Source organism: Dysgonomonas sp. (assembly GCF_035323175.1).
Classification (GTDB): Bacteria; Bacteroidota; Bacteroidia; order Bacteroidales; family Dysgonomonadaceae; genus Dysgonomonas.
This window is the reverse complement of the sequence record NZ_DAOKYH010000035.1, coordinates 1-14,051: the sequence shown is the minus strand read 5'-3', so window position 1 is coordinate 14,051 and position 14,051 is coordinate 1. Positions and strand designations below refer to the sequence as shown.

Sequence of the window (14,051 nt, the reverse complement as noted above, 5' to 3'; positions counted from 1 at the left end):
TGATTTACAGCGTATTGGGTAGAGAAGTGAGGTTTTTATAAAGGTTAGGATAATCCCAAAAATGAACAGCCATGCCAAAAATCTCATCGTCCGTAAAACCGTTACAGCCACTCTTTTGGACGGCATTTAAAATATAGGTTATACAGTTGTCTATGCTCTTGTTCTCTTTGGTCGTATATACCCATTCGAACTGCGGATCACTTGCTGCACGTTGTTCCAAATAGGCTTGTATGGTATTCTTGAAATGATTGGTTGATTTCATGTTGTTGATATTTATGAGGCAGGAATTTCTACCCCTGGTTGTACATTCGTTTATTTTTTTTCTATTTGCCCAAAATTGATGATGTTTTGCAATTCCTCACGCTGCTCTTTTGAAATATCCACCCTACCCTGCTTGCTATTCTCCTCTATGGATCAGTCTCGGATTGAATTTTCCTCCCATCGCTTTAAGCAGGTCTTTGATTTCTTTGGTATCTCCGAAAAGGGCAATTGCTTTTTCTGAATAATCGACAATCTCATAATTTAGATTATCAGTATTAATATTTGTTTTTATTGATGTGGCTGTTAGCAGTCCTACCTTAGCATGAATATTCTCGGACTCTAAGTATTTAGTACCATTAAATAGAGGTGCATATTTGCGAAGTTCCTGTACACTGTTCTTTTCTGTTTGCGAAAATCCAAGTATCTGATAATTTACTTTTGAATAGTTCTGATAATCCAAGTTGGGATCATAGTCACACCCTTCCTTATAGGCAACAATCATAGCTTTTGCATTAGTTGGTAAGTTATTGTTTAACCAGTTTCTACCAATATCTTGAACTGCTTCTCTCTATTCTCTTTTTCTCGGCTATTTTCGCTTCTAATCGTTTTATTTCCTGCATTTTCCTGACAAGTTCGGCTACTTCTTCATCTGCTAGGAACTGAGGGTTTTTATCATCATAATAAGTGCCTATTCCAAATTTTTGGCTTAATGGTTCTATAATTTGAGTTCTAAAACTCGTTAACTGGCGTATGTTCAATATTTGATATTGATAACTATTATCCAATTCGTAAATTTTAATAACTACATTTTGTCATGATAATTTGTTTTAAAGGGTGATTAGTCTATTCTTATGTATCTTCTCAGTCTGTTAGAGAATCTTTGTTCATAGTCTTTTATTGCTTGCTTTAGCTTCTTGTATTCTTCGACCTCTTTATCATATTTGAATGATATATCGTTTAGAATCGCTGTAATTTCGCTTATCAGGTAGTTTATTTCTTCGCTAATGGTTTCAATGGTCTTGGCACTATCCAATCGTTTGTTATCATCTGTTGAGATAGTAAATCCGTAATTGGATCTATCTATGTTGCCGTTGCCTGATGTATTCTCACTTTTGTACATCCGTGTCAGGCTATCTACACTAATATTGATGGTGTTGCCCGACAAACTGACAAAGACATCTTTGATAACTTCTTTTGCTGATTTTATCAATTTGACATTTACCATTTTTCCATCATACCGGGCAATTATGGGTTTTATGGCTTTTAATGCAGTCACAAATAATTGATATACCCTTTCCTGCTGTTGGTACTTGGCTGTAAATTCTATTTTTCTGTATGGTTCTGTGTAATACATATTTACTGATTTTAAAGGATGAATAATGCGATCAATGAAATAAGGAGAAGTAGAAAAAGAATAGAGAATATCAATTTGATAATCAGCTTTATTATTCGCCATATCAGACGAAATAGAAGATAAAAGGCAAAGAGTGCCACCACCCACCCGAAAGACACCGTAACGGAAGTTAGAATCCATACTAGGATACCTACTAAGGCTACCACCAACACCAATTTTATGCTAGATGGAAAGTAGGAAATATTGTTTTCTTTATTTTTTTCTGTTCTTCTCATAATCATCGACTTTTTTTTTATGCAGGGACGGAGCCAGTGAGGTTTCTATTGTTTTATAGGCGGCAAAAGGTCAGATTGGCGGTATGACAAAATTTTTTGGGAATAAATACGCTCGCCTGGAGGGAAAGAGGTAGATTTTTCACAAAACCCTTCAGGGCGTCAGAATTTTAGTTGTACCGGGAATATGGAATACCTTTGCCTGGAGAAAAATAGAAATCTCTACTGGCCTGTTCCTAGCCTAATGAGGAGATGGTTATTAGAGAAGGGCGGAATAAAATGGAGGTTAAAGAAAAGTTTTACCGTCTCATTATCATTTGTTAAAAAGCATCAATTTTACTTTGCAGAAATAATGTTGATGAATTATTGATGAAACAAAGAAACTAATAAGTGTAACAACGCTGAATGAATATTTTTGGCATGAATATTTATATTCTTAATTTACTATTATTTACTCCCTGTTGGCTTTCTCACAATTGTTCAAGCCATTATCAAAGACCTCTGGATTCAGCGATGCTTTTGAATTTGGAGTATCTAAGTGTATAAACTCCTATCGATACAATTCTCTTAATCTCAAAATGGTTAACAGCCATCTTTGGTATTGTACTCGTTCCTTTAGATTTGCAAATCAAAGTCCATCCATATTGCAGAGAAGACCGGGATGATACAAACAGGAGAGCATATCGTTAATTATCAGGACAAAGAGATGTTGCATTTGATTTTTGTATTAGAGAAAGAAAAATAGTTTAACAATGTTACGAGTGATACGTTCTATAGAATTAATGAGAGATTCTAATATGAATATTACAGAAATAGCTTATAGCATTGGCTATTCTAGCCTTTCTGCTTTCAGCAATGTTTTCCACCAATTGACCAATATGCGTCCAAAAGATTTTCAGACAATAGTTTCTTTGAAAGCCAGATATTAAAAAAATCTTGTTTAGTGTTAAGGGCGAAAAACTCTTCGTTTAATAATATATTTATTACTTTACATTTGGCAAGACACAAGAGAATTTTTTATCAGCTATTAATCAATAAATTAGATGTATATTGTTTTTCAATAGGTAACGATTTAGAAACCAGCTTGGTTCTTAGATATGCTTAATTTTCTCACCATATTAAAGAGCGACTTATCTTTTGTAAAGATAGAAAATAATCCTTATTTTGCTCCGATTTCTTAACACATTTATTTCTGTTGATTTGTCCCGACAGATAATTCAATTATCCCCCTAATATAAAATCACATGAAATAATTACCCTTGTATTAGAAAAATAAAACAATAGCGGATTCGCTCGTTTAGATATAAGATAACGTTTGCTGAAAGTCTCGATGTCGAAAACTGGTAAATTTCAAAAAGAAGTAAGACATATGCACAATGTTCATGCTATACAATAGTATAGGGATTCCTTTATTTCCAGAGCAACCAAAAGAATCAAAATGGAGTCTTGTGTAAAACAAACTTTATAAATCTGATTTGTTAATGGTTAAATATCAAGAAGGGAAAAATTACTCTAATTGTCTTTGTTCGGGAAGCAAATGATCTATCTGTTTTCGTCATCCCCTCCTATTTTTTCGCTTTGTTACCCAAAGAGATATTCTGAATAATCTGTGTTTTTATCTTTATACTTTTAGTTGAAGTAAAGAACAAATAAACTATTTTTGTATAAAGCCATTATAGATGAATATATTAGGTAAATACTCAACAGGTAAGCTATTACTGATTAGCTTTATCAGTTCCATATTGGTGGTCTATCCCAATATTACATGGCTGCCGTGGGAAGTGGGTAAGTTGGACGAGAGTCAGAGAATATATCATATTTTATTTTTTGCTCTCCGTTGCATATTCTATACCATTTTTATTTTTTTGTTAATAAAAATAAATCTGAAAAAGATACAAACCACTTCTTTCCCAAAACGTTTGGGATATAATTCTCTGATTAGCATTCTTGCCTTTGGTGCTTATGTGGGGCTATTCTCTCTTCTTCATGTAAGAATTGTACATTTAGGAAGTTTAGTGCTGTTCCAGTTCTTTCTTATCTGTATCTTATGCACTCTTGCGGTCTATATTTACCTCTTGTATATCGCACAGCGAAAGCAAGAGCAGGAGATAGAACAACTCAAAATAGAGAATTTGCAAAGTAGGTACGATGCACTTACCAATCAGATCAATCCCCATTTCTTCTTCAACTCATTGAATGGACTAACGGCATTAATCCGGAAAAAGGATGATACTGTAACGCTTACATACGTAAATAAACTGTCGGATGTATTTCGTTATATTCTACAAAGCGATAAAAAAGGGCTAGTAACATTGGGCGAAGAGTTAGGGTTTGTCAATGCCTTTCGTTACATGATGGAAATACGCTTTGCTAACAAGCTAAACTATAAAATCAAGGTCATGGAAGAAGATTTAGCATATAAGCTTCCGATTCTATCAATTATGCCCCTTTTAGATAATATTGTTGTTCACAACATTATAGATAGTGATCATAAAATGGAGGTAAGCATTTATCTGAATGAAAAAAAAGAACTAGTAATATCAAACCCGATATTTCCGAAACTTTCTCCACCTGAAACGAATGGAACAGGATTAAAAAATCTGGAAAATCGTTTTTCCCTACTGATGAACAAACAAATAAGAACTGAAAATAACGGAGTTCTATATAAGGTGTATTTGCCATTAATATAATTAGTTATGAGGATATTGATAGTAGAAGACGAAACAGCAGCTTACGAAAGTTTGGCAGATATTCTGAAAGATATTGACCCCACTATAGAAGTAGTGGGAAATACTGAAAGTGTGAGACAAACTATTCAGTGGTTGAACACTAATTCTGAACCCGATTTGATCCTTATGGATATTCACTTGTCAGACGGTTCTTCATTTCTGATATTTGATAATGTTGAAGTAGATATTCCGATTATTTTCACAACAGCTTACGATGAATATGCGATAGAAGCCTTTAAACTCAATAGTGTGGATTATTTGTTAAAGCCCATCAAGTCCGAAGAATTAGAGCGTGCACTAAATAAGTTTAAGAAATGGACACGTACAGAGGTTGTTGAATACTTATCAAGATTGACACAATTAGTTCCGACAAAACGTTATAAAGAAAAGCTTCTGATCCCCATAAAGGATAAGCTACTACCCATTGATTTGCAAGATGTATCTTATTTCTACACAGCGAATAAAAACACGCTAGTGTGTATGAAAAATGGGTATACCTATCCTTACTCCACTACATTGGAACAGATCTTCTTATCCCTAAATCCAACGGATTTCTACCGTGCTAATAAACAATATATCATAGCCCGCGATAGCGTCAAAGATATAACCATTTGGTTTGACAATCGCTTGCTCATTACCCTCGATGCTGATGTTCCGGAACGTATTTATGTCAGCAAGAATAAAGCAGCCGATTTTAAAACATGGGTAGTAAGTGAATAAATAAGTTCATTCTACATATAAAAAAGGAATTCTTTTATCATTAGATAGAAGGATTTTTTTATTCGTATTCGCCTTTAGTATCTATTGTTTCGTGTTCCTCCGTTTTGTAATACTAGTAGCTTGTTTTTATTTGATCTTTATATCAGTAAAATAGATATTCAATTATAAATGCCATAATAAAAGATAGTATGAAAAATAGTGCATTGACAGTAATAGTCAGTCTTCTCGTCTTGTCGAGTTGTTACCAAAAAAGTAAAGAAAACGAAAATGGTTTATTAGTAATAAAAGAACAAGGTAGTTTTACAGTGGGCGGAAGTGTAATACAAAATGAGGGCACATACGATGCCGATAAATTTGACAATTTCAAACCTTACCCCGAAGGACAAACCTATCACGGCGACCATGCTTATGTCTTTTACCAGATACCAGATAATGCACGCTCATTACCTCTTGTTTTTCTTCATGGTGCAGGGCAATCTGCAAAAACATGGGAAACAACAGCAGACGGTAGAGAAGGGTTTCAAAATATATTCTTACGTAAACGATTCAGCACCTATCTGGTAGACCAACCTCGAAGAGGAAAAGCCGGGCGAAGCACTGTTGCATCCACAATTGAACCCATAGCCGATGAGCAGATGTGGTACGAGATATTCCGCATTGGGAAATGGCCTAATTATCACGAAGGAGTCCAATTTCCAAAAGATAAGCAAAGCCTTGAAAACTTCTTCCGTCAGATGACACCAAATACCGGGTCGTTTGATAATGAGGTTATAAGTAACAGTATGTCTGAACTATTTAATAAAATAGACTCCGGCATTCTTATAACACATTCGCAAGGAGGTTTACCGGGATGGATTACCGGGATAAAAAATCAAAAAGTGAAGGCTATTGTAGCTTATGAACCGGGTACTTATCCATTCCCCAAAGGAGAACTTCCTGAGCCGATAAATGGACGAACCGGAATATTGAATGGAGTCGAAGTCTCAATGGAGGACTTTATGAAACTCACTAAAATTCCTATTATAATGTATTTTGGTGACTATATTCCAGATGAAGTAACTCATGAATTGGGGGCTGAAAACTGGCGGACACGTCTGACTTTAGGACGACTCTTCGTCGAAGCAATCAATCGTCACGGTGGCGATGCTACTTTAATAGAATTACCTAAAATAGGGATAAAGGGCAATACTCATTTTCTGATGTCTGACCTGAATAATATTGAGATTTCTGATTTGCTTTCAGAATGGTTGAAAGAGAAAAAACTTGATTGAGAAAGAAGAAAATATAAACAAAAAAACATGAAAAATTTACTTTTAACTCTATTCCTGATGTTGATAATATTTCCAATGTCGGCATGTACTGGCGATGATGATAATCTTCAGACGGAAGAGGAACAAACGGAGACTGATCCGATAGATCCAAACTCTAAAATTCTCATTGCCTATTTCAGTTGGGGAGGAACTACGCAACAGATTGCCGAGAATATTTCAACACAGACAGGCGGAACTTTATTTAGAATAGAAACAGTAAATCCTTACCCCACCGAATACACACCATGTACTGTAGTGGCAAAGGAGGAAAGAGACAATGGCATTCACCCCGAATTGAAATCTGTTGTAGAAAATATGGCAGAATATGATATAATCTTTGTTGGTTGTCCTGTCTGGTGGCATACAGCACCAATGGCTATTTGGTCGTTTTTGGAAAGTGAAGGTTATGACTTTTCAGGAAAAACAATAATCCCATTTTGTACCTATCAGGCAACTTATAGAGATGAGACACTAGCTAAAATAGTTGAACTTACACCCAACTCAAAACATCGAAAGGGTTTTGGCACTACTGATAGAAATTCTGACGTAGCGCCTTGGTTAAAAGAAATTGGCATTATTAACTCACAAAAATAATCATATCATGAAAATAGGAATATTAAACAGCAGTATGAAAGTATCAGTTTTGATACTAGGTTTATTGATGATGAGTGTGCATTGTTTATACGCACAAACTGAGAAGTATGATGAGAGTACGAAACAGGAACTCATTAATTTGTCCAAGCAAAAATGGCAATGGATGGCAGAGCGTAATGTAGATTCTTTAGATGCTCTTTTCCATGAGAAAGCAGTTTTTGTTCATATGGGAGCAACAATGACAAAAGAACAAGAACTCAACACCATCAAAAGTGGAGGGATTCAATATAAGCATGCGGAAATTCAAGAAACATCAGTGCGTTTTATTGGTAACACCGCTATCGTTTTGGACAAAATTCGTTTAACAGCTATTGTTGGTGGCAATGAAGTTGTCAATCCATTTATGGTTACGGAAGTATATGTAAGAATAGAAGATCAGTGGAAATTAGGATCACTTTCGTTCACCAGATTAATGGGAAATTGAAAAAATATAAAATAGAATCAATATGAAAACAATAAAATTAAACAATGGCATTGAAATACCGGTTTTAGGTTTTGGAGTCTATCAGATAAAACCCGAAGAAACAGAAAATGCAGTATTAGAAGCATTACAAGTAGGTTATCGCTCCATTGACACAGCAGCAGCGTATGGTAATGAAGAAGCCGTAGGACGAGCTATCAAAAAGAGTGGTATTCCTCGCGAAGAATTATTTATTACGACAAAGCTTTGGATAAGCGATGCCGGATACGATAGTACTAAGATTGCTTTTACCAGATCTTTAGAGAAACTGAATCTTGATTACCTCGATCTTTATTTGATTCACCAACCCTATAATGATGTACATGGCGCATGGAGAGCAATGGAAGAGTTATATAAAGAAGGAGTAATCCGTGCCATTGGAGTTAGCAATTTTCAACCTGACAGACTGATGGATTTGATTATCCACAATGAGATTGTCCCTGCTGTTAATCAGGTAGAGACTCATGTATTCAATCAACAGCACGACAACCAATTATTCATGGTAGAAAATGGGGTGCAGATTGAATCGTGGGGCCCATTTGCTGAAGGTAGAAACAATATGTTCTCTAATGAATTGTTAACTGCCTTTGCAGAAAAATATAATAAATCAGTCGCTCAAATAGTCCTTCGTTGGCTAATTCAGAGAAATGTGATTGTTATTCCTAAGTCTGTTCGCAAAGACAGAATGATTGAAAATTTCAACATTTTTGATTTTGAATTAAGTGTGGATGATATGGAACAAATTAAAACGCTCGATACAGGCAAAAGTCTCTTTTTCGATCATCGCGATCCGGCAATGGTAAAATGGTTAGGCACAATGGATAGATAGAAATAAATCAGAGACAATGAAGAAGTATAATTTATGCGTAATGATAATCCTAGTATTATTGGGAATATCAGGTAATATAAATGCACAGGATAATATATTAGATCAAAAACAAGAAAAGATAGTTATCATATCAGCATTTGCAGCCAAAGGCAAATTAGATAAATTAAAAACGGAATTAAATGCAGGACTTGATGCCGGATTGACAGTCAATGAAGTCAAAGAAGTTTTGGTTCATATCTATGCATATAGCGGATTTCCGAGGAGCTTGCGAGGGTTGCAAACATTGATAACTGTTTTGGACGAACGCAAAGCCAAGGGTATTAACGATAATTGGGGACGTGAAACAACTCCCATAACAGATACCCGTGACAAGTATGAGCGGGGTAAAGAGATACTAACTGAACTTACAGGAGTGAAAGTAGAGGGAAGACCGCAAACGGGTTATGCTGCTTTTAGTCCCGAGATAGAGACATTCTTGAAAGAACATCTCTTTGCCGATATTTTTGAGCGGGATGTGTTGACCTACTCTCAGCGAGAAATGGTAACCGTTTCAGTGCTTATAAGTATTGGAGGTGTAGAACCCATGTTAAACTCTCATATGAATCTTTGCTTGAATGTAGGAATAACTCCTGATCAGTTACAGCAAGTGTTGAGTATAATAGAGAAGTATGTGTCGGAGGAAGATACAGGCTCGGCAAGACAAATATTAGCAGATATACTTAAAAATAGAAACCTGAATTAACAATCAAACTCTTATGAAAATAATAAAATCAATTTTAATAACAACCCTTATGACAGTAAGTATAATATCTTCAGCTCAAACTAATCCGAATAATCCATTTGGTTTGGTTTATGAAAATGCAATAACTGAAAACGTAAATGGAAAAGTAAATATTCATTCCATTAGTTACAAATTGAATGGAATTGATATTGCGGCTAATGTGTACACTCCTGCCAATTATAGCAGTACACAAAAATACCCAGCAATAGTGTTAGCTCACCCTAACGGTGGAGTAAAAGAACAAACCACAGGGTTGTATGCTCAACGTTTGGCTGAAGCTGGTTATATAACCATAGCGGCCGATGCTGCTTATCAGGGAGCTAGCGGTGGAGAACCTCGTAATGTAGACAAACCTGCAAACCGCATCGAAGATATTCATGGCATGGCTGACTATATCGGTCAATATCCGGGAGTTGACGTAAATCGCATCGGTATCTTAGGTATCTGTGGTGGCGGCGGATATACACTAAAAGCGGCACAGGGTGACAAACGTTTTAAGGCTGTTGCAACACTCAGTATGTTTAATTCAGGCGAAGTAAGACGCAATGGTTTTCAGAACTCTCAATTAGCTACAATTCAAGAACGATTACAACAAGCATCGGACGCTCGCGGTCAAGAAACCGCAGGTGGAGAAATCTTATATACAGGCACGACTAATCCCTCGGACGAAGAAATAGCTAAAATACCTACCGATTTATATAGAGAAGGATTCATTTACTATTACAGAACGAACGCTCATCCAAATTCGACTTTCAGATACACCATGAGTAGCCTCATCGACTTAATGACTTTTGATGCAAACACCAATATGGATCTGATAAACCAACCCCTATTGATGATTGCGGGAAGTAAAGCCGATACAAGATATATGACAGATGAAGTATTCAAGAATGCAGCAAATGCCAAAACTAAAGAACTGTTTTTAGTAGAGGGAGCTACCCATATACAGACGTATTGGAAGTCTGAATATGTGAATCAGATTGTAAATAAGTTAGTTGATTTCTTCGGTAATAATTTGAAATAAGAACAATAGTAATACAGAATAAAATGAAGACAAGAAAGTTAGGTAATAATTTAGAGGTGTCGGCAATCGGTCTTGGATGTATGGGTATGAGCTTTGCTTATGATCCGCTACCGGACAAGAATGAAATGATTTCGTTGATTCATTCTGCTTATGAGATGGGCGAGACATTCTTTGACACAGCAGAGATTTATGGACCATATACGAATGAAGAATTGGTTGGAGAGGCAATATCCTCCTTCCGGGAAAAAGTAGTATTGGCAACTAAATTCGGATTCAAGATTGTTGATGGTAAGCAAGCTGGAACCAATAGTCGTCCCGAGCAAATACGCAAAGTTGTAGAAGAATCTTTGAAAAGATTGAGAACTGATTATATCGATCTACTTTATCAACATCGTGTAGATCCCAATGTACCAATTGAAGATGTTGCAGGTACAGTAAAGGACTTGATAAAAGAGGGTAAAGTCAAACACTTTGGTCTATCAGAAGCAGGAGTAAATACAATACGCCGTGCCCATACAGAACAACCTGTTACTGCTGTTCAGAGCGAATATTCGTTATGGTGGAGACAACCGGAAGAAGAATTGATTCCTACACTAGAGGAATTGGGTATAGGTTTAGTTCCTTTTAGTCCTTTAGGAAAAGGATATCTGACAGGAACTTTAACAAGTAATTCAACTTTCGGTAAGAATGATTTTAGGAGTATACTTCCACGTTTCACACAAGAAGCTCTTACAACCAATCGAGCCATAGTCGATTTATTAGCAAAAATAGCACAAGAAAAAAATGCAACTCCTGCACAAATAGCTTTAGCATGGCTGTTGGCTCAGAAATCATGGATTGCTCCCATTCCGGGAACAACTAAATTGGACCGCTTGCAAGAAAATCTGAATAGTGTTGATATTGAATTAACATCAAAAGAATTGCAAGAAATTGATATGTTAAGCTCTAAAATCACTTTAACTAAAGATCGCTATCCTGAAGAGTTGGAGCGAACAACAGGTTTATAAATAGAATTTGCCATCTGATGATGGTGAAATAATACATCAAACAATTATGAAGAAAATACACATTGCGTTATTAACATTAGTCACAATACTGTTGAGTTCTTGTAGTGGTTCAGAATGCAAAAAACAGAGATCAGATAGCAAACAAGTAGAAAGAGGTCTAGTCTTTAAAAAAGGAGAAAAGCTCCCGAATACATCCTTTACAGGTAATGCATGGTTGTACTCTTTGATCGATTCTGATGATACTAATCAGAATTCAGTAGGAAGCGTCACCTTCGAACCTGGAAGTAGAACATTTTGGCACTCTCATCCAGCAGGACAAATAATATTGGCTATTGATGGTGTCGGCTATTATCAGGAGAAAGGAAAGCCAATAGAAATCATACATAAGGGGGATGCTGTTAAGTGTCCACATAATATTCCACATTGGCATGGTGCGAGTCCTGATGGCGAGTTTATTCAAGTAGCAATTACAGGACGAGAAAATGGCTCAACTGTTTGGTATGAAGCTGTTACAGACGAAGAATATAATAATTTCAAAGAATAAATACGCCTAAAAAAATATTGGTTATTTCATCCAGTCCTCGTAGGGGAGGTAATTCCGATTACTTGTGCAATCAGTTTATTCGTGGAGCAGAATAAGCAGGTCATGAAGTTGAAAAAGCTCATAGAACAGGAAGAAATATATGAGAACTAAATTTTTGTTATTAGTTATTATAGGTCTATTGTTTGCAAACAATTCAATAATTCTCGCTCAGATGGTAAATAGGAGCTAATTGTAAGAAGATCAAAACATAACAAGTTCGTCTATTTGCATCTTGTTACCTATCTTGATTTGGTAACTGAAGTCTGTCCAAGATTTGCTTAGATTCAAATTTTACAAACTTCCTAGATCTAAGTAAATTTGCTAGTTTCAAGTCTGTTACCTATTGAAGTGTTACGATTTGCGTATATGCCTTTTCTTGTGTTTTTTTCATGTCGCAAGACATCGGAATTATTCTTTCTGTCTGAAAATAAGCAAGTAACAAAGATATTTTTGTTGACAGGTAACGATTTTGAAGCCAGCTTGGTTCTTAGATATGCTTAATTTCCTCACTATACAAAGAGCGACTTATCTTTCGTAAAGATAGAAAATGCTTTATACTAATGTTTGTTTTTCTGTGTTTTTTTTCTAATTATCATTGAATAGTTGTTGAAACCTATAGATAAGAATTCTGTTGTATATGAATAAGCTTTTCTATACAATCATGATTTCTTCAATAGGTATTCTGCGTGTCTCTTTGGGCTTTCATAAGAATATATCCTTTCATATGATCCCTTATTATTCCGGAATTTTATTGTTTTCGGTGAGATTCAGGTTGAGAGTATTGCCAAAATGAACGAGCATACCAATGTTTATGCTAAAGTTACTAATAAAGCTATATAAGGAATATTTTAATAAGATATTGTAAAACAACAAATAAGTCGATTTATTTCCGTATCTTCACATATTGAGCAATCTGGTTTTTTATTGTATCTTTTCTTCACAATGATTTGCTCCGCCTCTGCTAGCGGATCTTCCCATCGTCAAAATCGATAACAAAATCAACTTTCTTGTTTATGGTATTAATCAGTTACGAGAATGTGTAATGCTTTTGTCGTGACACATTTTTGTAAATAAGATGAAATCATTTTTTATCGGGAACATGGAAGTTAAACTTCCGGTTATCCAAGGTGGAATGGGTGTCGGCGTATCTTTGTCCGGTTTAGCATCAGCGGTAGCCAATGAAGGAGGGATAGGAGTTATATCGTGTGCCGGTTTGGGACTTATCCATAAAGGTCACGGAAGTTTTATTAAGAGCAGTATCTGGGGGCTAAAAGAAGAGTTGCGTTTAGCCAGAGAAAAAACAACCGGCATAATAGGAGTCAATATAATGGTGGCTTTATCCAATTTTGCAGATATGGCGCGTACCGCCATTGAAGAAAAAGCGGATATCATATTTGCCGGAGCAGGACTACCGTTGGATCTACCATCTTATCGGACGGTGGATAGTAAAACCAAGTTAGTCCCGATCGTTTCTTCCGCCCGGGCCTCAAAAATAATCTGTGAGAAATGGTATAATAATTATGGTTACCTACCTGATGCAATAGTTGTAGAAGGCCCGAAAGCAGGAGGGCATTTAGGATTCAAAAAAGAGCAAATTGATGATAACCTGTATTCTCTGGAACAGATAATTCCCGAGGTTATAGAAACAGTCTCATTATATAAAGAAATAAAAACGATCTCGGTTATTGCCGCAGGAGGGATATCCTCAGGAGGAGATATGTACCGTTTTATAGAAATGGGGGCATCTGCTGTACAAATGGGAACAATATTTGTTGCTACAGACGAATGCGATGCTTCAGAAGCCTTCAAACAGGTTTATCTTACAGCTAAAGAAGACGACTTAATGATAATCAACAGCCCCGTAGGGATGCCCGGGCGTGCCATTAAAGGAGAGTTTCTCAAACGTGTTGCCGAAGGATTAGAAGTTCCTAAAAACTGTCCTGTACATTGTATAAAAACCTGCGATTATACTAAGAGTCCCTATTGTATAATGAAAGCATTATTTAATGCGGCTAAAGGCGATATGAAAAAAGGATATGCTTTTGCCGGAATAAATGCTCATCTGGC

15 protein-coding genes and 1 pseudogene are annotated in these 14,051 nt (G+C 36.0%); 12 read left to right on the top strand and 4 right to left on the bottom strand.

All coding sequences use genetic code 11. From position 1 onward, the window contains the following. Window positions 1–52 precede the first annotated feature (52 nt). The 4 genes and pseudogenes from PKC55_RS17975 to PKC55_RS17960 form a co-directional block, all read right to left on the bottom strand. A pseudogene (locus PKC55_RS17975) lies at window positions 53–262 on the bottom strand (Cas9 inhibitor AcrIIA9 family protein); the annotation flags it as partial. Window positions 263–397: 135 nt separating this feature from the next. Then, a complete protein-coding gene (locus PKC55_RS17970; protein ID WP_135105861.1) occupies window positions 398–763 on the bottom strand; it encodes a hypothetical protein in 366 nt (121 codons plus the stop codon). Between the two features lie 40 nt (window positions 764–803). After that, window positions 804–1,019: a hypothetical protein gene (locus tag PKC55_RS17965; RefSeq protein WP_324373630.1), complete on the bottom strand. Its 216-nt coding sequence runs from the start codon at window positions 1,017–1,019 to the stop codon at window positions 804–806. An 80-nt stretch (window positions 1,020–1,099) separates the two neighbouring features. Beyond that, window positions 1,100–1,795: a hypothetical protein gene (locus PKC55_RS17960; RefSeq protein ID WP_308601559.1), complete on the bottom strand. Its 696-nt coding sequence runs from the start codon at window positions 1,793–1,795 to the stop codon at window positions 1,100–1,102. An 844-nt stretch (window positions 1,796–2,639) separates the two neighbouring features. Between PKC55_RS17960 and PKC55_RS17955 the strand changes: the two genes are divergently transcribed. From PKC55_RS17955 to PKC55_RS17900, 12 genes are all read left to right on the top strand, one after another. Continuing rightward, complete coding sequence (locus tag PKC55_RS17955; protein ID WP_135105853.1) at window positions 2,640–2,816, top strand: helix-turn-helix domain-containing protein; 177 nt, start codon at window positions 2,640–2,642, stop codon at window positions 2,814–2,816. A gap of 750 nt (window positions 2,817–3,566) precedes the next feature. Next, on the top strand, window positions 3,567–4,577 hold the full coding sequence (locus PKC55_RS17950; RefSeq protein ID WP_135105851.1) for a sensor histidine kinase: 1,011 nt from the start codon (window positions 3,567–3,569) through the stop codon (window positions 4,575–4,577). A gap of 6 nt (window positions 4,578–4,583) precedes the next feature. Further along, window positions 4,584–5,336: a LytR/AlgR family response regulator transcription factor gene (locus tag PKC55_RS17945; protein ID WP_135105849.1), complete on the top strand. Its 753-nt coding sequence runs from the start codon at window positions 4,584–4,586 to the stop codon at window positions 5,334–5,336. Between the two features lie 188 nt (window positions 5,337–5,524). Next, on the top strand, window positions 5,525–6,607 hold the full coding sequence (locus PKC55_RS17940) for an alpha/beta hydrolase (RefSeq protein ID WP_135105847.1): 1,083 nt from the start codon (window positions 5,525–5,527) through the stop codon (window positions 6,605–6,607). A gap of 27 nt (window positions 6,608–6,634) precedes the next feature. Continuing rightward, entirely contained in the window at window positions 6,635–7,240 is a 606-nt protein-coding gene (locus PKC55_RS17935; protein WP_135105845.1) for a flavodoxin, read from the top strand. Between the two features lie 7 nt (window positions 7,241–7,247). After that, window positions 7,248–7,724: a nuclear transport factor 2 family protein gene (locus tag PKC55_RS17930; RefSeq protein WP_221411803.1), complete on the top strand. Its 477-nt coding sequence runs from the start codon at window positions 7,248–7,250 to the stop codon at window positions 7,722–7,724. 22 nt (window positions 7,725–7,746) lie between these two features. After that, window positions 7,747–8,589 (top strand): aldo/keto reductase, encoded by an 843-nt coding sequence (locus PKC55_RS17925; protein WP_135105843.1) that lies wholly within the window; start codon window positions 7,747–7,749, stop codon window positions 8,587–8,589. A 16-nt stretch (window positions 8,590–8,605) separates the two neighbouring features. Continuing rightward, window positions 8,606–9,331, top strand: a complete 726-nt coding sequence (locus tag PKC55_RS17920) for a carboxymuconolactone decarboxylase family protein (protein WP_135105841.1) — start codon at window positions 8,606–8,608, stop codon at window positions 9,329–9,331. 49 nt (window positions 9,332–9,380) lie between these two features. Next, complete coding sequence (locus tag PKC55_RS17915; RefSeq protein ID WP_228093908.1) at window positions 9,381–10,394, top strand: alpha/beta hydrolase; 1,014 nt, start codon at window positions 9,381–9,383, stop codon at window positions 10,392–10,394. Window positions 10,395–10,417: 23 nt separating this feature from the next. Next, window positions 10,418–11,401 carry an aldo/keto reductase gene (locus tag PKC55_RS17910; RefSeq protein WP_135105837.1) on the top strand — a complete coding sequence of 328 codons (984 nt, stop codon included), beginning with the start codon at window positions 10,418–10,420 and terminating at the stop codon, window positions 11,399–11,401. Between the two features lie 46 nt (window positions 11,402–11,447). After that, window positions 11,448–11,945: a cupin domain-containing protein gene (locus PKC55_RS17905; protein ID WP_135105835.1), complete on the top strand. Its 498-nt coding sequence runs from the start codon at window positions 11,448–11,450 to the stop codon at window positions 11,943–11,945. A gap of 1,114 nt (window positions 11,946–13,059) precedes the next feature. After that, on the top strand, window positions 13,060–14,051 hold a 992-nt coding region (locus PKC55_RS17900), incomplete at its 3' end, for an NAD(P)H-dependent flavin oxidoreductase (protein WP_291130388.1).

Bases quoted from the DNA above. Each gene is read 5' to 3' on its own strand.
- PKC55_RS17970 (WP_135105861.1), bottom strand. From the start codon at position 763: ATGATTGTTGCCTATAAGGAAGGGTGTGACTATGATCCCAACTTGGAT.
- PKC55_RS17960 (WP_308601559.1), bottom strand. From the start codon at position 1,795: ATGGATTCTAACTTCCGTTACGGTGTCTTTCGGGTGGGTGGTGGCACT.
- PKC55_RS17955 (WP_135105853.1), top strand. From the start codon at position 2,640: ATGTTACGAGTGATACGTTCTATAGAATTAATGAGAGATTCTAATATG.
- PKC55_RS17950 (WP_135105851.1), top strand. From the start codon at position 3,567: ATGAATATATTAGGTAAATACTCAACAGGTAAGCTATTACTGATTAGC.
- PKC55_RS17945 (WP_135105849.1), top strand. From the start codon at position 4,584: ATGAGGATATTGATAGTAGAAGACGAAACAGCAGCTTACGAAAGTTTG.
- PKC55_RS17940 (WP_135105847.1), top strand. From the start codon at position 5,525: ATGAAAAATAGTGCATTGACAGTAATAGTCAGTCTTCTCGTCTTGTCG.
- PKC55_RS17935 (WP_135105845.1), top strand. From the start codon at position 6,635: ATGAAAAATTTACTTTTAACTCTATTCCTGATGTTGATAATATTTCCA.
- PKC55_RS17930 (WP_221411803.1), top strand. From the start codon at position 7,248: ATGAAAATAGGAATATTAAACAGCAGTATGAAAGTATCAGTTTTGATA.
- PKC55_RS17925 (WP_135105843.1), top strand. From the start codon at position 7,747: ATGAAAACAATAAAATTAAACAATGGCATTGAAATACCGGTTTTAGGT.
- PKC55_RS17920 (WP_135105841.1), top strand. From the start codon at position 8,606: ATGAAGAAGTATAATTTATGCGTAATGATAATCCTAGTATTATTGGGA.
- PKC55_RS17915 (WP_228093908.1), top strand. From the start codon at position 9,381: ATGACAGTAAGTATAATATCTTCAGCTCAAACTAATCCGAATAATCCA.
- PKC55_RS17910 (WP_135105837.1), top strand. From the start codon at position 10,418: ATGAAGACAAGAAAGTTAGGTAATAATTTAGAGGTGTCGGCAATCGGT.
- PKC55_RS17905 (WP_135105835.1), top strand. From the start codon at position 11,448: ATGAAGAAAATACACATTGCGTTATTAACATTAGTCACAATACTGTTG.